Raw genomic sequence first — 21033 nt, 5'->3', positions numbered from 1 at the left:
CGGTGCCGGGCGGGCCGTGCCTGCCGCCGCACCACCCTGGTTGCCCGATGGGCCGACCCATCCCCTGTCCCAACCCGACCCAACCTGCCGAATGGGTAGGAGCAAGATTGCGCAGCAAAATCAGTGGTTTGCGCGAGCGTGTCCCAACGTCCCAACGTCCAACCGCTTCCCATACCCCTATAGGGAAAATGTATGTCCTCCCCATCCCACCCCTTTCGCATTGGGGTTTCAGACCCGTTGGGACGGTTGGGACGTTGGGACAAAAGCTCGGAAACGACTGAATTTGCTGCCTATTCTTCTGTCCCAACCTCACGGTGCAAGTTGGGACAGAGCCGGGGCGTTGGGACAGGATCACGGCGGGACGCGTCATGACCGGTTCCCCGGCTGCGGCGCCCGGTAGCGCCATTCCCGCGCGGCGCCGTCCCTGGCCGAGCCGCTGGTCTTGTACCGCTCCCATTTCCGGCTCTTCAGGAAGGACGAGACGCGCATCTGGTCGGCGCGATTCCACTTCGCCGGCTCGATGCCGAGCGCCTGCTCCAGCACCTCACCGATGGAGACATCGGTGAGCGGTGTCCGCCGCGGGACGTACTGGTCCTGCCAGTCCTCGTAGCTACCGGAGCCCATGTTCACGCTGCGCTTCTCGCAGGCGAGCCAGCGCTCGATCCGCGCGTCCCAGGCATCAGCTTCGTAGCGCGCCTCCTGCTCGGCAGTGGCGGCCGCGACCAGCTCCCGATCCTCGATCCACCACGCCGCCCCGGCCCGGAAACGCGCCACCGCCTCGGCCCAGAGCTGGTCGCGGTTCCCGCGCAGGGCCTCGAGGTCGATCTCGCCGCAGCGCAGCGGCCAGAAGCGCCGGTTGCCGGTCTCGTCGCGCAGGTAGGTGTCGGGATTCACGCTGCCAGCGAATACGCACTGCCGCGGCACGGTGACCACGTAGCGCTCATAGGGTGGGCGGTAGCGGTCCGTCGTGCGGGTGAGGAAGGCCTTGATGCGCGACACCTCGGCCCGGCCGATGGCGTCGAGTTCCGCCATCTCAATGATCCACACGCCCCGCATCTGCTGCGCCGCGTCCTTCGAGCCGATCTCGGCGAGCTCGTCGGTGAACCAGGGCTCGGAGGCGAGGACCTTCAGGGCGGTGGATTTCCGGATTCCCTGCGGCCCCTCCAGGATCAGCATGTGGTCGGCCTTGCAGCCGGGCTGCATGATCCGGGCTACGGCCGAGATCATCCACAGCGACGCCATGGCCCGGTTCAGCCGGGTGTCGGCGGCGCCGAGATAGGTCACGGCCCAGGCATCGAGCCGTGGCGTTCCGTCCCAGGCCAGGGCGGTCAGGTAGTCGCGCACCGGGTGGATGCGGGTGTTCCGCGCCGCGGCGACGACGCTGCGCCCCACCACGGCGGGCGGGACATTGACCTCGCGCCGCTGCAGCCATTCGGCGCAGCGCACGTCATCCGCCTCGCCCCAGGGGCGGGGAATGGCCGTGCCGACGGCGTCCCAGGGCAGCGCGCGGGTGACCACGATTTCCTGTGCGAATTCGTCGAAGACCAACGCGCCGGCGAAGGCCGCGTCGTTTGTCAGCGCGGTCAGCACGTTGGCCTCGTTGCGCTCGGGCGTGCCGCCCGCGTCGAGCCGCAGCAGCCCCGCCCAAGGCGGCCGGATCGGCGGCTGCCGGAGGTCGCCGGTGGCGTTCAGCCGGCGCCGCAGCTCGACCAGCTGCTTCTCCAGGATGGAGACGGCGATGCCGGTGGCCGTCTTGACGGCGGCCAGCACCTGCCGCTCCGGGAGCGGCTCCAGCCGGGCGGTGACGAGGCGCCCGAGCAGATCCGACAGCGGCGCCAGGTCGGGCGGGTTGGTCAGCGCCGCGGCGGCGGCGACCAGCTCCTGCACCGTTGTGGAGGCTGGACCCGCCACAGCCTGGCCCCCCGGCTCGGACGGGAGATAGTCAGCAGCGGTGGCCCCCTGCCGCAGGTCGTCATTGAAGTCGTCGCCATGCCGCGGCGCGACGATGCTGGAGGGGATGTCGGCCGCGTTCAGCCGGTCCGCCAGTCCGGCCGCCGCCTGCATGCCGGCCTCGCCGGCGTCAGCGAAGATGGTGACGTGGGTGGTGCCGGCCGGCCATTGCCAGCGACGCAGGCCATCGGCCGACAGCGCCGCCATGGTGGGCACCCCGAAGATCGCCTGCGCCGAAAGCGCCGTCTCGATCCCCTCGGCGACGCCGATGTGCCCGTCCCCGGGGAATCGGGCCAGCCGAACGCTGCCGCCAGCGACCGGGCCGAGCATCTTCTTGCCGGGCGGTGCCTTCCCCGAGCCGTCGTCCAGCAGGAAGGTGCGGTGGATGCCGCCGGTGGGGGCGCCGGCGCCGTCGCGCACCACCGCCATCATCCCCACCCAGCCGCGCCGCGTCTCGAAGTCGGTGAGGTCCGGGTGGAACAGCAAGTCGGGGCTGTCCGGCGGTTCCAGCCCGCGGCTCCGCAAATAGGCCTCCGCGGGCGTGCCCGCCAACGGCTCGCAGCCCTCCAGGATGCGTGCGATCTCGCGGCCATGGTCCGGCCTCGGCTCGGGCGCGCGTGCCGGCGGCGCCGGCCGATCCATGCCGGCCCAGCGGGCGGCCTCCTCGAACAGCCGCGCCTCCGTCAGGCCCGTTGCATGGTAGATCATGTCGATCGGCCCGGCGCTCTCGCCGGTGGCGTGGTCGAAGCCCCAGCCAGCGAAGCGCCCCTCCATGTGGAGGACGCAGGATCCCTCGCCACGCGGTGGCCGGCCGGAGAGGTCGGCGCAGCGCAGGGTCTTCCGGTCACGCGAGCGGACCGCCTGCGGGAACAGGGCTGGCAGCCAGTCGCGGGCGGTGTCCGCGAGGCGGCGGCGCACCTCGGCGAGGTCGTGGCGCACCGGCGCCAAGGCGACCTCGTTGAGGTCGATCACCACTTCCGGGGAGAAGGGTGTGGCGGTCGCCGGCAGGCCAGCGCCGGCGGGCGGGCGGGGATGCGGCTCGGCGTTCATGCCAGGATCACCAGCCCCTGCTCGGCGCGGGTGATGACCGTGTAGAGCCAGCGGCGCCGGTCGAGCTCCGTCCGGCCGAGGCCGTCGTCCCAGACCACCACGTTCTCCCACTGCGAGCCCTGGCTCTTGTGCCCGGTGATGGCCCAGCCGAAACTCGCCTCGGTCAGCCCCTTCTTCAGCTTCCAGTCGCGATCGTGGCGCTGCTTGTCGAAGGAGACGTGGTCCTCGAAGTGGCCCTTGTAGATGCGGAGCCGCCCGCGGCTGCCGTCCGCCTGGGGGGCGCCGATGCGGTTGCCATCCTCGTCGGTGACCACTGCCGAGAAGTAGTGGCTGCCCTCATCGACGATGTCCGAGAGGCTGAGGAACATGCCGTTGATCAGGCCGAGATCGTTCTGGTTCTTCAGGCAGATGATCTTCTCGCCCGGCCCGGTGGGCAGGCAGCCCCCCTCGAAGCCGGCGGCCCGGCGCATGGCGTTGTTCAGCTGCAGCCGGGTCGCGTTCATGCCGCAGATCACCTGGCCGCCGCGCAGCGCCTGCGCCGGCGTGACATCGAGCTTGCGCATCTTCCAGACGTGGTCGTCGTACCGCCCAAAGCCGATCGGCTCGCCCTGGCGTGCCATGGTGGCGAGGCGGATGATGGCGCTCTCCGCCGCTTGGCGGTGGATCTCCGTCAGCATGATGTCGGGCGCGTCCTTGGTGAACGCGCCTTCGCCCTGGATCGGCGGCAACTGGCCGGGGTCGCCAAGCACGAGGATCGGCTTTCCGAAGCTCAGAAGATCGCGCGCCATCTCCTCGCCGACCATGGAGACCTCGTCGAGCACGATCAGCTTCGCGTGCGCGGCGTCGCTCTTGGGGTTCAGCGCGAAGCGCGGGCGCTTCATGTCGGCGACGCCCTGGCGCATCGCCTCGATCGTCGCTTCCGCCGCGGTGCGCTCGAAGCCGGTGAGGCCCCGCGCCCGCGCGACCGCCTCCTCGATCTTCTTCTCGGCAGCCTCGACCTCCTCCTCCGTGGCCTCGATGACGGAGTAGATCAGGCTGTGGATGGTGCGCGCCGGCGTGCCTTTGCGGCGCAGCACCAGCGCGGCCTTGCCGGTGAAGGTGGCGGTGACCACGCCGGGCGCGCAGGGCTCGCCATCGCCGCCGCCCCGGTGGTGCTCGAGGCCGAGCTCCTCCAGCGCGAAGCGCAGCACGGTGGACTTGCCGGTGCCGGCATAGCCGAAGAGGCGGTACACCTGCTTGCGGTCGGCCTCGTTCTGGAACCAGTGCTTGATCGCGGCGATCGCCCGGTGCTGGGTGTCGGAGGGCGTGATGTCGCTCATGCGAGCGTCTCCCAGCAGCGCGTGGCGTAGGGACAGAGGCGACAGAGATAAAAGTCGGCGGCTTGCGCAATGCGCGGCGGCAAATCGCCCGCATCGGCAGCGCGCAGGATGTCGACGGCATGGTCAGAGAGCCGCTGCGCCTCCGCCGCGTCGAAGGGCACCGCCTCGTGGTGCAGCGCCAGCGTGTCACGGTTCAGCGCCGTCAGCAGCGCTACCTCGAGCTCGAGGTAGGCCATGTAGAGCTGCACCTGCGCGAAGTAGATCGGCTTCGACAGGCGCAGTCCGCGCTTGACCAGATCCGTCCAGGATTTCTGCCCGAGCGCTTTGTGCTCCCACAGCGCGGGCCAGCTGATGCCGACATCGGGACCAGCGGCGATCACGCCATCAGCGTGGCCCCGCAGCCTCCCGCCCGCCGCGACGAAGCCAATCTGACCGCCATCCGGGCCACGGTCGCGCAGGTCGAAACCGGCAAGCCGGAGCCAGCGGATGGACAGCGCCTCGAACTGGTGGCCGGCGTCGAAGACCCGGAGGATGTCAGCATCGAAGTCACGGTCCTTCGGCGCGTGGGTGATCTCGTAGACGAGCTTGCGGGCGCAGGGTTCGCCGACGCGGCTGCCACCGAGATAGTCGCGCGGCACCTGCCGGCGATGCCGCGCCAGCAGCGCCGCGTTGATCGCGGCGTTCACACGCGCCGTGACGGCGACGGCGCCTTCGCGGCCGTGTACGGGACGCCCGTAGACGGCGCCGGAGCCGTGGTTCAGGTCGAGCAGCACCGTCACCTCAGAAGGGGATAGGGTCGTCGAGCGGATCACGCTCGGCGGCCTGGCGCTGCATCGAGGCCTGGAAGCCGTCGACACAGGCCTCGATGATGCGGTCGATCTCAGCCGCGCTGCGGTTGTGGAAGGGGCCGAGCAGCCCGAGCTCCTGCAGCACCTCGGCGAGGGGCCGGCGCGCGTCCTTGATCGCGCGCGCCTCCATCGGCGTCTTGTCGATCAAGCCGTTCGACCTCCGCGCGAGGGCACTGCCCGCTTTGCAGCAGGCCATGCTGCAGAACCGGTAATGCTGGAACTCGCCGAAGCGCAGTCCGTGCACATAACCGAAGCCCTTCGCCTCGCGGCCGCACAGCCCACAGACCAGGTGCCGGACCTGGTCCTCGGGCGTGCAGCGGGGCAGCAGCGGCGCCGATGCTGCGGCGGGCGCTGGGCGCTGCCGGGGCTGGCTCCAGCGGCGTCGTGCCATCCCGCCATCAGCCGTTTAGCCAGGTCGGGCCGCCGGCCAGCGGGGCCTGGGCGGGCGGTGCCGGGGGCTGAGCGGGCGGCGTCGGGGCGGGGCGCTCCCAGACCCGGGCCGCAGGCGCGGGGGATGCTGGCGCACCAGTGCCACCCCAGGCCGATGGCGTGTTGCCGGTCGCCGGCTGTCGCGCCGCGCGCTGGCTCGGCTGCGGCGCCAGCGCCTCGCCCGCCATGATGCGCGGGTATTCCGCCTCGCCCGGCAGCACCACCCGGTCAATCCGGTTGTTGTCGCCGTAGCGGGGATCGTTGGCCGGCTCGATGCGGAGTTTCGCGGCGAAGGTGATGCCGTTGAGGTCGGCGAGGCCGCGCAGGATCCGCTTGGCCTTCGCGGCCTCGCCCATGTCGTGCGGATCGAGGCCGAGCGCGCTGTCGATCATCGCGCGGAACATCCCCTTCGAGATCTTCCAGCCGATGGAGACGCCCTGCTCGTCGACCTTGCCGCCGGCGACGGTGAAGCTCTGCCAGAGCTTCCGCTTGCTATGCGGGCCCGCCACCACGGTGAACTCGCAGTCGAGCATGCGCACGTCGCTGCCGGGCGTTTTCGCCGCCTTGAGCAGCTCCCGGTCGAAGGGGCTGGCACCGTCGATGCCGCCCTTGCGGATCTCCATGCGCAGCTTCACGAAGCTGCCGTCCGGGATGAGGTCGGTGCCGCGCGGCAGCTCGGCGTTGTTCATGTCGAAAGTCATGCGTCAGCTCCTGGGGGCGAGGTTGATCTTGCGGAGGAGGGCGGCGAGGTCGGGCGACTCTGTCTCATCCAGCCGGCCCGAACGGTCCTTGGCCGGAAGGCCGAAGCTGTTCGCCGTGCGGCAGACGAGGCGGCGCTCCGTGCCGCGCTCCGGGTCGTGCACGGGCGCGCCCTGTGCATCGCGCGAGAACAGCGCCATCGAGACCATCTGGTCGACGATGCCGGGGAGTTCGCGGCCGGCCTTGCCGCCTTCCATCTGCGGCTGCCAGGAGACGCGGCCGAGGTCGTCGGTCACGCGCTCCAGGATGCCAACCATGATCAGGCTCTTGCCCGGCGCGTGCTGCAGGTGCTTGAGCAGCCCGATCACCTCGCGCGCCATCAACCCGTAGGCGCCGCGCGTGTCAGGCTTGCCGGTGCGGTCGGAGAAGGCCTCCGGCCGGGTCTTCGCCCAGGCCATGGCCTGCCGGGTCAGGTCGGTGATGCTGTCGAGGAAGACGATGCTCTTGCCGGCGAGCAGCCGGACCAGGTCGGGATGCGCGGCGACCAGATGCTGGTGGTGCGCGGCGGAGAAGTAGCCGCTCGGGTCGGCGGCCGGGTTCACGCCGCCGATCAGGCAGGCGAGGTCGATCGCGTCCTCGAAGCAGCGGATCGGGATGCTGTCGCCGCGCCAGTCCTGGACGGACTTCATACCGGCCTCGAGATCCACGCAGAGCGTGGTCTCGTGCGGCAGCGTCTTGACCAGCGTGGTCTTGCCGACGCCGCTCGGGCCGAACAGCGCCATCGTGGTCTTATTCGCGGCGGCGGAGAGACGCTCGTCAGCGGTGACGATGCGCAGCGGCATCAGGTGCCTCCCGCCTTGAGGGTGAGCCGGAAGGTCTGCCGTCCGGTGCGGACCGTGCGCGCCGGCTCGAAGGCCTTGCGGATGCGCTCGGGCCAGGCGACGTAGGCGCGCTCCGGCACTTTGAAGCTGACCTCGAGGTACTCGCTGGGGTCCTCGCCGCCGGCGCGGATCTGCTCGGCGAGCGCGGCGAGGCAGCGGCCGTCCCACTCCACGCGCTTCGGGAGCTCGACCGCGACCTCCACCGCGCCGTCCTGGAACCGCACCGTGCCGGTGTCCTTGCCGGCCGCGGCGCGGGCGCCGATGGCGCGCTGCTCGTAGCGCAGCGCCACCGCAGCCTCGATCCAGTCCTGCAGGCGCTTCGCGGCCTCGACCGCCTCGCGCGCGTCGGCCTGCAGCAGAGCGAGGTGCTCGGCCGGCAGCGCGATGACCTCGCCCACCGGCAGGTGACGGACGCTGTCGAGCGTCGGCCGATTGCTGCGCGCGTCCATCAGGCGGCCTCCGCCAGCAGGAGCGGCAGGACCGCGGGCGCGATGCGGCGCGGACGGCGGCGGGCGACGAGGATGTACTCGTAGTCCTCGAAGCCGCGGCGACGCTGCACGAGGTCGGCGAGGCCCGCCTCCGCCAGCTTCCAGGCGCGGTTTGCGAGCCGCGCAAGGGCGGCGCGCTGCTCGATGGGCAGGCAGCCGAGCTGCGGGCAGAGCTGCCGCGCCAGGGCGCCGCGGTGGTAGACGAGGGCGTCGCCGGGGCCGGCGGCGCCGAGCCAGGCGCAGAGCGCCGCTTCGCTGAGCGGGCGCTGCGCGGTCGGGGTGTCGGGGATGCGCGTGTCCATACTCGGCCCTACCCAGGCTCTCGCCGATCCGTCTCAGGCCGCCGCGGCGATGCCGGCGGCGAGGAGCCGGAGGCGCATCTCCGCGATGCGGCGGTAGAGCACCGAGCGGGGGAGCGGGCCGCGTCGGCCGAGCTCGTGCGGGGTGTGCTCGACCAGGGCCGCGCAGATCGGATGGTCGCGCCCGTCGAGCGCGGCGCTGGCCCGGTCCAGATCGAGCCGTCGCTCGACCGCGGCCACGGCATCGGTCTGCTGACCGCACCAGGCGGCATAGCCCTCCGATTCCGGGATCACCTCCGCCAGGGTGAGGTGCTCCTTGCCGGTGCCGAGCAGCGGGTCGTCGAGGCCGCGGTCGTCGCGCGCGGCGCGCTCGCGACGGAAGCGCTCGGCGAGCCGGATGCCGCGGTGCCGGAAGCAGACCGTGGCAAAGGCCTCGAGCGAGCCTCGGGACGGGTCGAAGGCGGCGATCCGGCCGAGCAGGTCGAGCAGCATCTCCTGCTGCACGTCCTCCCGCTCCTGCGTGGGCATCCGCGCGATCCGGCAGACACGACGCGCCTCCCGGGCTGCGATGGGGTGGAGGCGCGAGAGATCGGCGAGCGAGAGGGGCTGCGGCATCGGCGGGAGGGCTCCGGGTGGCTGGGCTGTAGCGTCCCGAAGCAATCACACCGCGGAGCCGGGGGTGGAGGCGCAAAGGGGCGGAATGGGGAATTGGACCCCGCGTCGATCTATTCCCCTCTGCCTCATCAGTGACTTAGGCCGTACACCCTGACACCGGCGAATGAGTATCGCTCCTCCAAACCCCCGTGGCGGTTCTCCGAAAGCCGGGCTGTGGGAATGGTGGATATCGGGGAGAATCGAACATCTCGCGAACATCGTCGTTGACGAATCGCGCAACGATCTGCCACGCCTTTGGGCATGACGATCGTCGTGCAGTACCCGCACCACGCTGCCTCGGGCGCGCCCCGACCGCTCTCGGCCGAGGCGCTCTGGGCCGTCGCCGCCCAGGTGCGCCGCCAGGCCATGGCCGGGTGTGAAGGCTTCGCGCTGGGCGCCGAGGCCCTGGTCGCCGCGGCGAGCGAGGTCCGTGCCAATGGGCGCGCGGTCGCCGTGGCCTGGGATCTGGCGCACCCGGTGCATGACGAGGCGGGAGTGCCCGTGCTCGGCGTGTGCGAGACCGATCCCGAGCTGCCGGACACCGCGCTAGTATCGGTGAACGCCCGCATGGTGGCCGGACGTCCCGACCTCGCCGCCAGCACCGCGGCGCACGAACTCGGCCACGTGCTGTTCGACGTGCCCGCCGCGCTCGGGACGCCGGCGCGCCGCTACCGCTCCGTCACCGCGGCCCCGGACGCGCTCCTCGAGCGTGTCACGGCCGCCTCCGAGCGGCGGGCCAACGAGTTCATGGGGGCGCTGCTCGCCCCGCCGGTGCCGCTGCACCTTCGGCTCCTGGTGCACGCCCGCGCCGAGGGGTTGCGCACCGTCCATGCGCCGCACCACGGCCGCCAGGGCAGCCGCGTGCTCGCGGCGGACAACCCGCCCGACGCCGTGGCGGGCGTGGTCGCCGCGGTCGCCGGCGATTTTGGGATCTCGGAGCAGTTCGTGCGGGTGCGCGTTGCGCGCTACCGCCTGGTGCAGGGAGGGCTGCTGCCGTGAGCTTCGGGTCGGTCGTGCGCGAGCGCCGCACCGCGCTCGGCATCGGGCTCAACGACTTCGCCGAGCGGCTCGGCATCTCGCCGGCCTACTGGTCGCGCATCGAGCGCGACCACGAGAAGCCGCCGCGCGACGAGCTGATCGAGCGCGCCGCCGCCATCCTCGGCGTGCGCATGGACGACCTGTTCGTCGAGGCGCAGCGCCTGCCGCCCGACATGCGCAAGGACATGGCCAAGGTGGTGCTCGCGTACCGGCGGATGCGGGCCGTCAACAAGGGGTGACTGCGGTGGCGCCGAGGATCCTGAGGAAGCCTTGCTATGGGCTGGCGGAGCTGTGCCAGCGCTGGTCGGTGACTGAGCTCGACATCGCGAACTTCGCCATCGCGGGCGAGCTGACGCTATCGGTCGTGGTGGTCAGGCTGCCGCTGGAGGAGGGCTCCGTCGAAGAGGTGGACGACGGGCACTTCATCGACATCCCCGAGCGGCAGCACTGGTTCACGGGCACCCTCGACCTGTGGCCGCACGACGTCTGGCAAGCGATGACCGCCGGTAGTCATGACGTCACGTCGTTCAGAGCGGAGCACGGCCGCTATCGGAGTCTCTGGTCGCGCGATGCCGAAGCGGGAGCTTTCACCGTACCGCGCGACAGGCTCGTCGTTCGCCACGCGGAACTCGAGCGCTTCGAGGCGGCGCAGGAGGCGGGGCCACCCGACCGCACTGTTGCCGTGCGCGTCGGGTCCCGCGGTGCCCTGCCGAAGTACGACTGGGACGAGTTCTGGTGCGAGGTCGCCGTGTCGATGCAGATCGACGGCATGCCGGCGAGCCAGGCCGCGATGGTCCGGCGCATGGAGGACTGGTTCGCCACGCGCGACCAGCATCCCGACCGCAGCACCGTGAAGAAGAAGATCGCCCTGCTCTGGCGTCGGCACCAGGAGGCGCTTGCCCGCCTGCCGGCCTGAGCGGTGGGACGGATTAACGGGTCGGCGGGTAGGTCCGTGTGTGAGCATCCGATCGAAGCCGCCCACGAACCTCCACCTGCCGCCCCACCTCCGCGAGGTCTGCGCCCTCCTGGCCGCGGGGCTGCTGCGGCTGCGCAGCCGCGCTGCCGAGGATCTCGCCCGCGACGCCGAGGAGGCCCGGGAGCCGGGAGAGGTTCGCCTACACTCCACCGCCCGCCAGCGCCGTCATGCGAACCCCAAGAGAGAGGGAGTCGCATGACCCGACGGTCGATCAACAAGGCACAGCGGCAGGACCCAGCGCCGCCGGCGCCCACCGTCCCGAAGATCCCGCCCGCGCAGGTGCTGCCGCGCCTCGCCGCGCTGCAAACCGCGACGGCGGCCGAGCTGAAGGATCAGTGGCGGGCGCTGTTCGGCAAGGAGCCGCCGCCCTTCAACCGCCCCTACCTGGTCAGCCGGCTCGCCTACCGCATCCAGGAGCTGGCCTATGGCGGTCTGAAGCCTGAGACCCGGGCCCGGCTGGAGGCGCTCGGCGAGCAGCTCGACGGCGGCAATGTGGTACTGCGTCGGGTCCGCGCCGACAGCCGACCACTGCCTGGCACGCGGCTGGTGCGCGAATACGACGGCGTGCAGCACGTGGTCACGGTGCGCGCCGACGACTTCGAGTACGAGGGGCGGCCGTATCGATCGCTCTCCGCCATCGCGCGCCACATCACCGGCACGCGGTGGAACGGCTGGACATTCTTCGGGCTGAAGGGGAGGCCCGGCGCATGAGCCGGAAAAAGCTGGTCGAGCCCGTGATGCCGGCGACGGTGAAGAAGCTTCGCTGCGCCGTCTACACGCGGAAATCCACGGACGAGGGGTTGGACAAGGAGTTCAACACGCTCGACGCGCAGCGCGAGGCCTGCGAGGCCTACGTCGCCAGCCAGCGGGCCGAGGGCTGGGTGCTGGTCCGCGACCGCTATGACGATGGCGGGTTCTCGGGCGGCACGCTGGAGCGGCCGGCGCTGAAGCGGCTGCTGGCCGACATCGAGCAGGGGCTGATCGACGTCATCGTCGTTTACAAAATTGACCGGCTTAGCCGCTCGCTGATGGACTTCGCCAAGCTGGTGGAAACCTTCGAGGCGCACCGGGTGACCTTCGTCTCGGTGACGCAGTCCTTCAACACCACGACCAGCATGGGTCGGCTGACGCTGAACATCCTGCTGAGCTTCGCCCAATTTGAAAGGGAGGTTATCGGGGAGCGGATCCGGGACAAGGTGGCCGCGTCGAAAGCGCGCGGCATGTGGATGGGCGGTAAGGTGCCGCTCGGCTACGACGTCGCCAACCGCAAGCTGGTGGTGAACGAGGCCGAGGCGGCGCGGGTCCGGCGGGTGTTCGAGCTGTTCGTCGAGACCGGCTCCGGCGTCGAGACGGTGCGCCGCCTGCAGGCCGAGGGCGTCGCCAGCAAGTCCGGCCGGCCGCTGGACAAGGGCGACGTCTACAAGATCCTGAACCTGCGGACCTACATCGGCGAGGTCACGCACAAGGGGAACATCTACCGCGGCGAGCAGCAGGCGATCGTGCCGCGGGACCTGTGGGACCGGGCGCACGCGATCCTGCAGGTCAGCCCGCGCACCAGGGCAGCGCAGAACCGGCAGCATGCGCCGGCGCTGCTGAAGGGGCTGATCTTCGGCATGGATGGGCGGGCGCTGTCGCCAACCCACTGCGTGAAGAAGGGGCGGCAGTATCGGTATTACGTCGCGCAGACGGTGCTGCGCAATGCCGACACTCAGGGCTCCGACATCGTCCGGCGCGTCTCCGCGGCCGAGATCGAGGCGGCGGTGGTGGACCAGGTCCGGGCGCTGCTGCGCCAGCCCGAGGTGGTGGTGGGCACCTGGCTTGCGGCGCGGACCGAAGCGCCGGACCTGAAGGAGAGTGAAGTCCGGGAGGCTCTGGCCCGGCTCGACCCGCTGTGGGGCGAGCTGTTCCCTGCGGAGCAGGCGCGAATTGTCCGAGCCCTGGTGGAGCGGGTGGTGGTCGGGCCCGCAGGAGCCGACATCCGGCTCCGGCTAGAGGGGCTGGCCAGCTTGGTTCGGGACCTCGGTGCCATAGGGCGAGCACCCGAGAGGGCGGTCGCATGACCCTGCCCACCAGCATCACGGTCCGGGTGCCGCTGAAGATCCGCCGGCGGGCGGGGCGGAAGACGGTGGTGACGCCGGCACGGGAGGGTGCACCAGCTATAGTGACGCGCGCCGATCCGGCGCTGGTGAAGGCGCTGGCCCGGGCGTTCCGGTACCAGCGGCTGCTGGACGAGGGGCGGTACGCCTCGATCAGCGAGATGGCGGCGGCGGAGAAGATCGAGCGAGGCTATCTCGGCACGCTGCTGCGGCTGACCCTATTGACGCCGGATCTCATCGAGGCGATCCTGGACGGCCGGCAGCCGGAGGGGCTGACGCTGCCGGCGCTGATGGAGCCATTACCGACCGAGTGGACCGCTCAGCACATGGCAATCGATAACGGCACCCCCCCCGTCTCGGAAGGACGGCGCGACCCACGCCGCCCCCGCGCCCGATGGGCAAGGCTGAGGCGCACGGCGCAGGGAAGGGTACCCGCACCCTATTCGTCGTCGTCGCTCTCCGCGGCCTCGAGCTCAGCCAGGATCTGGCGGCGATCACGCATCCGAACCGAGGAAACTGGATCACCCTCAAGACGGTAGGCGACAAAGCGGTGCTCCCGCCCGGCGTTGGGATTCGGCAGCTTCCGAGTCGTGAGTTCGTTGGTTCTCAAGTCGAATGCATAGGCCACGACGACCTCGTCTATCTCACGCCTGACCAGGTCGCCGACCTTCACCAGGCCGGGCGAGCTTGCTTCGGAAGCCGGGAGTATTAGGGTCCGGTGATGCGCAGTGCCTTCGGCAAGGGCGAACGGTGTAGGGGCCACATACATCTTCCTATCCCGCACCAGGATGTCGCCGTAGCTGCCGAACCCGCGGAAGGACTTGTTCTTGTGAACGTAGGTGTCGTCGGCGTTCAGGAAGCTGCCGTGACAGAGGACCAGGTCGATGACCGGATAGGAGTTGCCGTCCGGCCTGGCAGGGTAGCGCCCGAAGACGTAGTAGACATCCCGCCCATTGTGGTGGCCGCAGGGGACCTGGGAATTGCAGTCATAATCGGCCTCGCGTCCCGGGTAAGCGAGCCCCTTCAGCTCGTAGCCTTCGGTGAACTGGACCAGCCTGAAATCGGGGTAGGAGTTCCGGCCGCCCTCCTCGAAGTTGGTGCCAAGGGCACAAAGGCGACGTTTGAACCAATTCTGGAAATGAAACTCCTTGTCCTTGGCCCCCTCCCGGTGGATCAGTTCCCCTCGGCGGATGGCTGTGACACAGATCTCGAACAGGGCAGCGGCGTGCGACACGAAGCAATCTTTCAAGTAACGGTGGGAACGTGGCGCAGATTTTCGCGCACTGCGCCGGGTCTTGCAAAGGAGTCCTGCACGTGGACGGCATGAGCGGAGCCGCACCCAAGGCGAAGAGGGGCCGCGCGGCCGCCGCAGATGCCCAGCTCGCCCTTGATGTAACCGTGGCGCCTCGCGCCGCGCCCGTCTTCATCGCCCCCGCCGGGGCGCGAGCCATTGAGGACGAGTCTTTTCCTTTCGAAGTCCTAAGCGACATCGCCGAGGCGGAGAGCTGGCGGAAGGAAATCCATCGTCCGATTCACTACGTTCACAAATGGTGGGCGCGGCGGCTCGGGACGGTGTTCCGCGCCATCGTGGCGGGCACCCTGGCCCCCTCGGGTAAAGACGTGATGCAGATGCTCTATGAGCCGACCCGCTTCCCTGGGGCTGTGGTGCTCGACCCTTTTATGGGAAGCGGCGTCACGCTCGGTGAGGCCCTGAAGCTCGGGGCACGGGCCATCGGCCGCGACATCAATCCGGTGGCCTACTTCCTGGTCAGAAATGCCTTGGCGAGGCACGACCGCGCAGCCGTCAAGGCTGCTTTCGAACACCTTGAGCGCGAGGTCGCGCCCCAGATCCGGCACTATTACCGCGCCAGGCTGCCCGATGGCCGGGAAGGAGAGACCCTCTACTACTTCTGGGTCAAGCAGCTGCCCTGCCCCTCCTGCGGGAACAGCGTCGACCTCTTCTCCTCTCGGGTTTTCTCGCAGAACGCCTACCCCAAGAAGGTCCCGCGCGCCCAGGCGACCTGCCCGGGCTGCGGCGAAGTCAACGAGGTGCGCTACGACGCAGCGGAGGCGACCTGCCACGACTGCGGCGAGTGCTTCAACCCGCAGTCCGGCCCAGCGAGCGGCCAGCGGGCATGCTGCCCATCCTGCTCGCACAAGTTCAGCATTGCGAAAGCGGTGCGGGATCGAGGCGAGCCGCCGTCCCACAGGCTCTACGCGAAGCTCGTGCTGACGCCCGAGAACGAGAAGGTCTACCTCCGACCGGACGCCCTGGACTTCGCGCTTTACGCCGAGGCCGAGGCGGCGCTCGCCGCGCGCAGAGATCCTTACCCTCTGGCCGAGATCGCCCCCGGGTATAACACCGACCAGGCACTCGGCTACAATTACAAGTTCTGGCATCAGTTCTTCAATTCTCGCCAGCTCCTTTGCCTGTCGCTGCTGGCGGACGGCATCCGTGCCATCGCGGACGCCGCGACCCGCGAGCTGATGGCTTGTCTGTTCTCGGGTGCCCTCGAATTCAACAACATGTTCACCAGCTTTAAGGGCGAGGGCACGGGCGCCGTCAGGCATATGTTCTCGCACCACATCTTGAAGCCAGAGCGCGTGCCACTGGAGGCGAACTTGTGGGGCACTCCGGCAAGCAGCGGATCCTTCTCCGGCCTGTTCGACAGCCGCATTCTGCGTGCTCTGAAATATGCTGAGGAACCTACCGAGATCCGCCTTGCGGCCCCGCGCGCCAAGGCAGAGAAGGTCGGTGGCCTGTCTGACCCGATCGGCTTCGTGCCAGCTCGGAACTTTACCGAATTCCGGGACACGGGCGCACGCCTCTATCTATCCTGCGGGAACTCCGCACAGACCGACATCGACGATGCCAGCGTCGACGTCGTGGTCACTGACCCGCCGTTCTTCGACAACGTGCACTACAGCCAGCTCGCCGACTTCTTCCACGTCTGGCAGCGGCACATCCTTGGCGGCGAGGGTGAGCGGACCGCACCAACGACACGGGCGTCCGGCGAGGTGCAGGACGAGGACGGAGACAAGTTTGCCAAAAAGCTAGGGGACGTCCTCACGGAATGCCGGAGGGTGCTGCGCCCGGACGGGCTGCTCGCCTTCTCCTACCATCACTCCCGAGACGAGGGTTGGTCCGCGGTCCTCGAGGCGCTCATGCGCGCCGGGTTCCACATAACCGCGGCGCACCCCGTGAAAGCCGAGATGTCAGTGGCGCAGCCGAAGGCGCTGGCGAAGGAACCCATCGACCTCGACATCATCTTGGCCTGCCGCAAGAATGGACGCGCAAGGCCGGTCTGGAACGAGGCTGGCCTCTGGCAGGCAGTCGAGGCGACTGCCGGGCTTCAGGTCCGGCGTCTCGTCGAGCGGGGCCGCAAGCTGAGCCGCAACGACGTGCGGGTGATCGTCATGGCTCAAGCCCTTCGCCGTTTGTCCGCAGCCCCCTCAGCCGAAGCAGCACTCAAGCATCTTGTTGACGGCGAGGCGGGGGCAATCATCGATCGCCTGCATCACCTCAGCGCAGCAGGAGTACCGGAGGTGGACCTCGATGTCTGAGACCACCCTATTGCCCGGTGAGCAACTCGCGTTTGATCTGCCCGAGCAGGCACCGCAGGCCGAGGTGCCCGACACGACTATCAACGAGAAGTACGTTCGAGGCGAGGTGCGGATTGTCACCGAGCAAGCGCGCTATCCGCTAAACACAGTGGCTAGCATGGTGGACAGCCCCTCCTACGCCCTCTCGCCCGAGTACCAGCGCCGACATCGCTGGTCCGTGGTCCGGCAGTCGCGACTGATCGAGTCCCTGATCATGAACGTGCCCGTCCCGCCGATCTTCCTCTACGAGTACGAGTTTTCGAAGTATGAGGTCATGGACGGTCAACAGCGCCTCACCGCGATCCATGACTTTTACCGGAACAAGTTTGCTCTAGCGGGTTTGGCTCAATGGCCAGAGCTGAATGGGCGGACCTACGAGCGTCTGCCCGACAAAATCCGAGAGGGAATAGATCGCCGTTATCTCTCCTCCGTCATTCTGCTGAAGGAGACTGCCAGAACTTCGGAGGAAGCACAGCGGCTTAAGCAGCTTGTTTTCGAGAGACTCAACAGCGGCGGCGCTCAGCTAGAGCCGCAGGAGATGCGTAACGCGATCTACGATGGGCCGCTCAACCAGCTTTGCATACGCCTGTCTAAGACTCCTTCTCTGTGTCGGCTCTGGGATATCCCAGAGCCCGAACCCGAAGAGCTCGCGGGGGGGGCGGCTTCCGACGCTCGTGTTCAGAACGAGTATTTCCGACGCATGGAGGACGTCGAGCTTGTCCTACGCTTCTTCGCCTATCGTCAAAAGCACCAGCTGCACCGAAGCGGCGTACCGCTGTCCCGGTATCTCGACAGCTTCCTGCGTCACGGGAACAGCTTCAGCCAGGCACTGCTGGAAGAGCTCGCACAGATCTTCACCACGACGATCGAGCTAGCTGAAGCAGTGTTCAGCGAGAAAGCCTTTTGGCTGTATCGCCGAAGAGGGCGCGGCGGACGAGAGAGCTGGAATTGGCTGTCGCGGCCGACGACGGCCGTCTACGACCCGATGATGCTTGTGCTCAGCCGGAACCTCTACCGCGCCGATGAGCTGCGCGCGCGCGCGGAGCGGTTTCAATCGCTTATCGAGCCTTTCTATCAGGAGCACTACGACACCTTCGGCGGCCGCGACGTCAATCCGAATACCCTGCGTGAGCGCGAAGGCCGGTTTGAAAGCCTTGTCGAGGCAGTCATCACCCGCACATGAAAGTTGCACTGCAGAGCTTCCTTGCGGGGACCACGGAGCTTGAGCGGTTCCTAGACAGCTCAGCGAAGGAGGCGGCGCTATTGAGCTTGTTGCTGCCCGAAGAGCGCCGCGGGCAAATGGAGCGAGAGGAGCGCGCCCTCCTCGATCATCTCGCAGGCGCGGTCACGGATCGACGGCGCTACATCTACGCAGTTGCAATTGTGTCGCTCTACGGTCTGCTCGAGCGATACATAGACGGTCTCATCGCAGACTACATCGAGCGCTTCTCCTCGCTCGTGCCGTCCTTTGGGGACATGCCTGAGGCGATACGGAAGAACCATTTCGATCTATCCATCGAGTTGGCGAGGCTGGCAGCAGACGACCGGTATCGCCTCGACCTAAGAAAAGAAGAGATCATTATGAACCTCCACGGCTGCCTCTCTGGCGCCGTGCCTTTCCAGCTGAACAGTGCCGCCTTTGCTATCCACCGCGGCAACGTGAATCTTCAGCGGATTGGGGACTTCCTCTCCAGGCTTGGCGTAGCACCGCACTTGCCGAAGGTTTTCCGCGCCTGCACCATGCAAACCTATCTTCGAAGCCGGGATCCCGATCGCGACTACAGTCGAATCTCTGACAGCGACCTCGAGGCCGTGCTTCAGCCGATCGATGACTTGGTTGCGCGACGGAACGAGGTTTCGCACGGGGTAGTCAACGTCGACAACTTAGAATCCATTGATCTTCTCCATGAGAGATGCCGCTTCGTGGCGGCCTACGGCACTTCGCTGCACGAAGTGCTGATGCAGGAAGTGATTGAGCGACAGATTGGGCTGCCGGACGCGACGGCTCTGGGCAGAGCGCTAAAGGTCTTCAACCGCACCATCGTCTGCTTCAAACATAGCCAGTGTAGGATCAAGGTCGGCGACATCCTCGTGGCACGGACAGGGGACCCAATCATGCCCTTTCGCTTCGCGCCCATAGACAGCATCCAAATCGATGGCGAGAATCGAGACGAAATCACGCTCACCGAGGACACGCAGTTCGCAATGAAAACGTCGCTGCGCGCGAGCGAGAGCTTTGAGTATGTCGTGCTGCCGGCAGCCGACGCTGCCTAATTTACAGGTTCATGATTGTTGCGCCTTGACCGCACGACGGGCTGATCAACGGCATCGCCTTCCATGCCTATGTCACCAGGTGCTGGTGCCGGAGCTGCGGCCCTGCGACGCAGCCGTCATGGACAATCTCGGCAGCCACAAGGGCCTGGGCGTGCGCGCCGCCATCGAGGCCGCCGGTGCGACGCTGCGCTAGCAGCCGCCGTACAGCCCCGACTTCAACCCTATCGTGAACGCCTTCGCTTAGCTGAAAGCCCTGCTGCGCAAGGTAGCCCAGCGCAGAGTCGAAGACCTCTGGGGCGGCATCGGGCGCATCGCCGATCTCTTCACCCCAACCGAATGCGCCAACTACTTTACCCACGCTGGCCATGACGCTTGGTGATTGGAAAATGCTCTAAAGGCGCGGCTGTAAAGCGCCTGGGCGATCTCGCGGGCAAAGTCGTTGAGGCGGAGGCTGTGACGATAGGTGATGTTGATCTCGCGTAGGTCGATGTCGGGGAAGTCCCAAGCAAGATCGTCGCGCGACCCAGCGCCTCCATCTCGGCCTGCGGCGGGATGCGTTCTTTCAACCACGCCAAGATCTTCGCCGTGCGGGGTTCGGGCCTCAGTCGCCGACGCGCCGCCTGCGCGGGCGGCGCGCTTCACGGTGCGGGCGTAGGCGGCGAATGCGCTCGCAGCGGAGGCACTGGGCGCTACCGCGACATCGCCCTCGTCATTCTCGTCCTCATCCGTCTCGTCAGCTTCCTCCTGCTCCGCCGCGGTGCCATCGTCGACGCGAGCGAGGTAGGCGGCAAACTCGTCAAGGAAACCCTTGTTGCACGAGAGCGCGGTGTTGACGGCCTTTCGGGGTATGCCGTCCACGTGCTTGCCGATGGCTTCCAGCTGATCCTGAAGCCCACCGCCGACATCGAGCAAGACCGGCACCGCGGGATCCGTGCCTGCTGCGCCGGGGGCAAGCAGCCGTTCCAGCCTCTGTCCCGTGCTACGGATGCTGCCATCATCTTGTGCGGCGAGGCGCTTCGCGCCTTCCCGCAGATCCGCCCAGAACCTGCGGCGCTGCCACGAATCGAAGGCCTCGAACCAGGCGATCGAGCGTTCCAGAGCCTCTTGCTGCACAATGTCCAGGTGCGGCCACAACACGAAGACGCCGCGGCCCGGAACAGACCGTAGGATCCGCAGATGATCCCGGCCCAGCTCCATTCGGAATGTGGCCCAGGTCTGGATCCGGTCGTCCGGCGCCAGGATGCCTTCCTGGTTGAAGGCATCCTTCACGTAGACCTTTAGTAGGTCGGTAGGCGAAAACATCAGCCAGCTGGTCCGATGCCCCTCCAGCCCGGCGATGCTGGCGCGCACAAGGCGCGTATCGTCCTCCTCCTGGTCGAGCAGACTGAGGTCCAGCTTCTGGCCGAGCCGCTTGGTCAGCGTTGCCGTCTTGCCGCTGCCGGGCGGGCCCATCAGCACGATGCGTGCTGGACATCGGCAGGCGGAACACCTCATCCTGGAAGCGGTCGAGAATCGGGTTCTCCCGCAACGTCATGCTGCGCAGGAGATCACGTTTGAACCCCTCGACGACGTCAACAGCGGCAACTTCGCCCGCGATCAGCCTGCTGAGGAAATCCTCCTCCTCCTCGGCCACCGATGCGCCGCCGAGCAAGGCGCGCAGGGACTGGATCGTCAACGCACCGCGTTCGAGCACCTCCACGCGCATCGCGGGCATCCAACTCGCCAGACCCTTGTTCAGGACGAAAGGCCGCGCGCTCAATTATCTCGAAGCCACGCCGACCCCGCGGCGCCATGATCGTCTCGTAGCCGCCGACCGGCAGCGAAGCCAGGCGGCCGAGCGGAGCGCGATAGCTGAGGAGGGAAGCGTCCGCGATCCTTGAAAGGACCGGCGATACACGGGAGACAAAAAAGATTCGCTGGGTACCATCGTCCTCCATGGCGACGATGCGAGCCACCACCGGCTCGCTGCACTGCCGGCGGTAGTCTTCCTGGTTCTGCAGTTGCAGCGCCCCGAGGTTGATGGCGGCCATCTGCTGGTTGACGGTGTTCACCTGCGTGAACACGTCCGGCACGTCGCCGCTCGGACGCCCCAGGAGCGATCGCGCCTTGTCAGCGACGGTCGAGAGCACCTGCAGAGTCTCCGCCGCCATTGTAACCAGTTCCCCCGGGTCGACAGTCGGCTTGGCGGGCACCTGGTCATTCGTCGGATGTCTGGCCTCGGCATGCGGCGCCCGCATCGAACAGGCCGTATCGGTTACGAACAAGGGGCTGCGATGATGGTCTGGGTCACAGGACCCCAGAGCAATTAAAACAGCGATCCGACTCTGTGCCAGCGAGGCTATTGCCGAGCAATCGCCTCGCTAAATTTCATCAAGGTCCGCGGCGTCAAGGTCGAGGAAAAACAAAGCCCTAAACCTTGTTGGCTAAAT

21 protein-coding genes and 1 pseudogene are annotated in these 21033 nt (G+C 67.9%); 10 read left to right on the top strand and 12 right to left on the bottom strand.

Annotated features, from left to right (window positions below; genetic code table 11):
• Positions 1–366: 366 nt before the first annotated feature.
• Genes NJ376_RS03085 through NJ376_RS03045 form a run of 9 tightly spaced genes read right to left on the bottom strand, consistent with a single transcriptional unit; the run spans position 367 to position 8578 of the window.
• The gene (locus NJ376_RS03085) at positions 367–3000 is read right to left on the bottom strand and encodes a VapE domain-containing protein (RefSeq protein ID WP_252951767.1); all 2634 of its coding nucleotides are present in this window, start codon (positions 2998–3000) and stop codon (positions 367–369) included.
• Positions 2997–4319, bottom strand: a complete 1323-nt coding sequence (locus NJ376_RS03080; RefSeq protein ID WP_252951766.1) for an ATP-dependent DNA helicase — start codon at positions 4317–4319, stop codon at positions 2997–2999. The genes NJ376_RS03085 and NJ376_RS03080 overlap by 4 nt, the downstream gene beginning before the upstream one ends.
• Complete coding sequence (locus tag NJ376_RS03075) at positions 4316–5092, bottom strand: hypothetical protein (RefSeq protein WP_252951765.1); 777 nt, start codon at positions 5090–5092, stop codon at positions 4316–4318. The genes NJ376_RS03080 and NJ376_RS03075 overlap by 4 nt, the downstream gene beginning before the upstream one ends.
• A gap of 7 nt (positions 5093–5099) precedes the next feature.
• On the bottom strand, positions 5100–5558 hold the full coding sequence (locus NJ376_RS03070) for a DUF6511 domain-containing protein (protein ID WP_252951764.1): 459 nt from the start codon (positions 5556–5558) through the stop codon (positions 5100–5102).
• 7 nt (positions 5559–5565) lie between these two features.
• Positions 5566–6297, bottom strand: coding sequence for a hypothetical protein (locus NJ376_RS03065; RefSeq protein ID WP_252951763.1), 732 nt, complete (start codon positions 6295–6297; stop codon positions 5566–5568).
• A gap of 3 nt (positions 6298–6300) precedes the next feature.
• Positions 6301–7137: an ATP-binding protein gene (locus tag NJ376_RS03060; RefSeq protein ID WP_252951762.1), complete on the bottom strand. Its 837-nt coding sequence runs from the start codon at positions 7135–7137 to the stop codon at positions 6301–6303.
• Positions 7137–7625 carry a hypothetical protein gene (locus NJ376_RS03055; RefSeq protein WP_252951761.1) on the bottom strand — a complete coding sequence of 163 codons (489 nt, stop codon included), beginning with the start codon at positions 7623–7625 and terminating at the stop codon, positions 7137–7139. Before NJ376_RS03055 ends, NJ376_RS03060 begins: the two co-directional genes overlap by 1 nt.
• Positions 7625–7966 (bottom strand): hypothetical protein, encoded by a 342-nt coding sequence (locus NJ376_RS03050; protein ID WP_252951760.1) that lies wholly within the window; start codon positions 7964–7966, stop codon positions 7625–7627. The genes NJ376_RS03055 and NJ376_RS03050 overlap by 1 nt, the downstream gene beginning before the upstream one ends.
• 33 nt (positions 7967–7999) lie before the next feature.
• On the bottom strand, positions 8000–8578 hold the full coding sequence (locus NJ376_RS03045; protein ID WP_256476110.1) for a sigma factor: 579 nt from the start codon (positions 8576–8578) through the stop codon (positions 8000–8002).
• Positions 8579–8878: 300 nt separating this feature from the next.
• Between NJ376_RS03045 and NJ376_RS03040 the strand changes: the two genes are divergently transcribed.
• From NJ376_RS03040 to NJ376_RS29120, 6 genes are all read left to right on the top strand, one after another.
• Positions 8879–9616, top strand: a complete 738-nt coding sequence (locus NJ376_RS03040; protein WP_252951758.1) for an ImmA/IrrE family metallo-endopeptidase — start codon at positions 8879–8881, stop codon at positions 9614–9616.
• On the top strand, positions 9613–9894 hold the full coding sequence (locus tag NJ376_RS03035) for a helix-turn-helix domain-containing protein (RefSeq protein WP_252951757.1): 282 nt from the start codon (positions 9613–9615) through the stop codon (positions 9892–9894). The genes NJ376_RS03040 and NJ376_RS03035 overlap by 4 nt, the downstream gene beginning before the upstream one ends.
• Before the next feature lie 5 nt (positions 9895–9899).
• Positions 9900–10571, top strand: a complete 672-nt coding sequence (locus NJ376_RS03030) for a hypothetical protein (protein ID WP_252951756.1) — start codon at positions 9900–9902, stop codon at positions 10569–10571.
• Positions 10572–10826: 255 nt separating this feature from the next.
• Positions 10827–11342, top strand: a complete 516-nt coding sequence (locus NJ376_RS03025) for a DUF2924 domain-containing protein (protein WP_252951755.1) — start codon at positions 10827–10829, stop codon at positions 11340–11342.
• Entirely contained in the window at positions 11339–12691 is a 1353-nt protein-coding gene (locus tag NJ376_RS03020; protein WP_252951754.1) for a recombinase family protein, read from the top strand. The genes NJ376_RS03025 and NJ376_RS03020 overlap by 4 nt, the downstream gene beginning before the upstream one ends.
• Positions 12688–13266, top strand: coding sequence for a hypothetical protein (locus NJ376_RS29120; RefSeq protein WP_370287798.1), 579 nt, complete (start codon positions 12688–12690; stop codon positions 13264–13266). Before NJ376_RS03020 ends, NJ376_RS29120 begins: the two co-directional genes overlap by 4 nt.
• Here the strand turns inward: NJ376_RS29120 and NJ376_RS03010 are convergent.
• A complete protein-coding gene (locus NJ376_RS03010; RefSeq protein ID WP_252951753.1) occupies positions 13167–13961 on the bottom strand; it encodes a hypothetical protein in 795 nt (264 codons plus the stop codon). The genes NJ376_RS29120 and NJ376_RS03010 overlap by 100 nt on opposite strands.
• Before the next feature lie 89 nt (positions 13962–14050).
• Between NJ376_RS03010 and NJ376_RS03005 the strand changes: the two genes are divergently transcribed.
• From NJ376_RS03005 to NJ376_RS02990, 4 genes and pseudogenes are all read left to right on the top strand, one after another.
• Entirely contained in the window at positions 14051–16291 is a 2241-nt protein-coding gene (locus NJ376_RS03005; protein WP_256476113.1) for a DNA methyltransferase, read from the top strand.
• A complete protein-coding gene (locus NJ376_RS03000; RefSeq protein ID WP_252951751.1) occupies positions 16284–17513 on the top strand; it encodes a DUF262 domain-containing protein in 1230 nt (409 codons plus the stop codon). The genes NJ376_RS03005 and NJ376_RS03000 overlap by 8 nt, the downstream gene beginning before the upstream one ends.
• Complete coding sequence (locus NJ376_RS02995) at positions 17510–18604, top strand: HEPN domain-containing protein (protein ID WP_252951750.1); 1095 nt, start codon at positions 17510–17512, stop codon at positions 18602–18604. Before NJ376_RS03000 ends, NJ376_RS02995 begins: the two co-directional genes overlap by 4 nt.
• Before the next feature lie 35 nt (positions 18605–18639).
• Positions 18640–18983, top strand: a pseudogene (locus NJ376_RS02990) (transposase); the annotation flags it as partial.
• Here the strand turns inward: NJ376_RS02990 and NJ376_RS02985 are convergent.
• On the bottom strand, positions 18950–20056 hold the full coding sequence (locus NJ376_RS02985) for a hypothetical protein (protein WP_252951749.1): 1107 nt from the start codon (positions 20054–20056) through the stop codon (positions 18950–18952). The pseudogene NJ376_RS02990 and the gene NJ376_RS02985 overlap by 34 nt on opposite strands.
• A 119-nt stretch (positions 20057–20175) precedes the next feature.
• The gene (locus NJ376_RS02980) at positions 20176–20868 is read right to left on the bottom strand and encodes a hypothetical protein (protein WP_252951748.1); all 693 of its coding nucleotides are present in this window, start codon (positions 20866–20868) and stop codon (positions 20176–20178) included.
• Between the last annotated feature and the right edge of the window lie 165 nt (positions 20869–21033).

It is taken from the genome of Siccirubricoccus soli, from assembly GCF_024178315.1.
Taxonomy (GTDB): Bacteria; Pseudomonadota; Alphaproteobacteria; order Acetobacterales; family Acetobacteraceae; genus Siccirubricoccus; species Siccirubricoccus soli.
Note: the sequence above shows the minus strand (reverse complement) of the source record. Positions and strands in the feature narration are given on the sequence as shown.

Excerpts from the sequence above, each read along its gene's own strand:
- NJ376_RS03065 (WP_252951763.1), bottom strand. The coding sequence starts at position 6,297 with ATGACTTTCGACATGAACAACGCCGAGCTGCCGCGCGGCACCGACCTC.
- NJ376_RS03080 (WP_252951766.1), bottom strand. The coding sequence starts at position 4,319 with ATGAGCGACATCACGCCCTCCGACACCCAGCACCGGGCGATCGCCGCG.
- NJ376_RS03050 (WP_252951760.1), bottom strand. The coding sequence starts at position 7,966 with ATGGACACGCGCATCCCCGACACCCCGACCGCGCAGCGCCCGCTCAGC.
- NJ376_RS02995 (WP_252951750.1), top strand. The coding sequence starts at position 17,510 with ATGAAAGTTGCACTGCAGAGCTTCCTTGCGGGGACCACGGAGCTTGAG.
- NJ376_RS03025 (WP_252951755.1), top strand. The coding sequence starts at position 10,827 with ATGACCCGACGGTCGATCAACAAGGCACAGCGGCAGGACCCAGCGCCG.
- NJ376_RS03000 (WP_252951751.1), top strand. The coding sequence starts at position 16,284 with ATGTCTGAGACCACCCTATTGCCCGGTGAGCAACTCGCGTTTGATCTG.
- NJ376_RS29120 (WP_370287798.1), top strand. The coding sequence starts at position 12,688 with ATGACCCTGCCCACCAGCATCACGGTCCGGGTGCCGCTGAAGATCCGC.
- NJ376_RS03045 (WP_256476110.1), bottom strand. The coding sequence starts at position 8,578 with ATGCCGCAGCCCCTCTCGCTCGCCGATCTCTCGCGCCTCCACCCCATC.
- NJ376_RS02985 (WP_252951749.1), bottom strand. The coding sequence starts at position 20,056 with ATGGGCCCGCCCGGCAGCGGCAAGACGGCAACGCTGACCAAGCGGCTC.
- NJ376_RS03040 (WP_252951758.1), top strand. The coding sequence starts at position 8,879 with ATGACGATCGTCGTGCAGTACCCGCACCACGCTGCCTCGGGCGCGCCC.
- NJ376_RS03060 (WP_252951762.1), bottom strand. The coding sequence starts at position 7,137 with ATGCCGCTGCGCATCGTCACCGCTGACGAGCGTCTCTCCGCCGCCGCG.
- NJ376_RS03070 (WP_252951764.1), bottom strand. The coding sequence starts at position 5,558 with ATGGCACGACGCCGCTGGAGCCAGCCCCGGCAGCGCCCAGCGCCCGCC.
- NJ376_RS03085 (WP_252951767.1), bottom strand. The coding sequence starts at position 3,000 with ATGAACGCCGAGCCGCATCCCCGCCCGCCCGCCGGCGCTGGCCTGCCG.
- NJ376_RS03055 (WP_252951761.1), bottom strand. The coding sequence starts at position 7,625 with ATGGACGCGCGCAGCAATCGGCCGACGCTCGACAGCGTCCGTCACCTG.
- NJ376_RS03005 (WP_256476113.1), top strand. The coding sequence starts at position 14,051 with ATGAGCGGAGCCGCACCCAAGGCGAAGAGGGGCCGCGCGGCCGCCGCA.
- NJ376_RS03020 (WP_252951754.1), top strand. The coding sequence starts at position 11,339 with ATGAGCCGGAAAAAGCTGGTCGAGCCCGTGATGCCGGCGACGGTGAAG.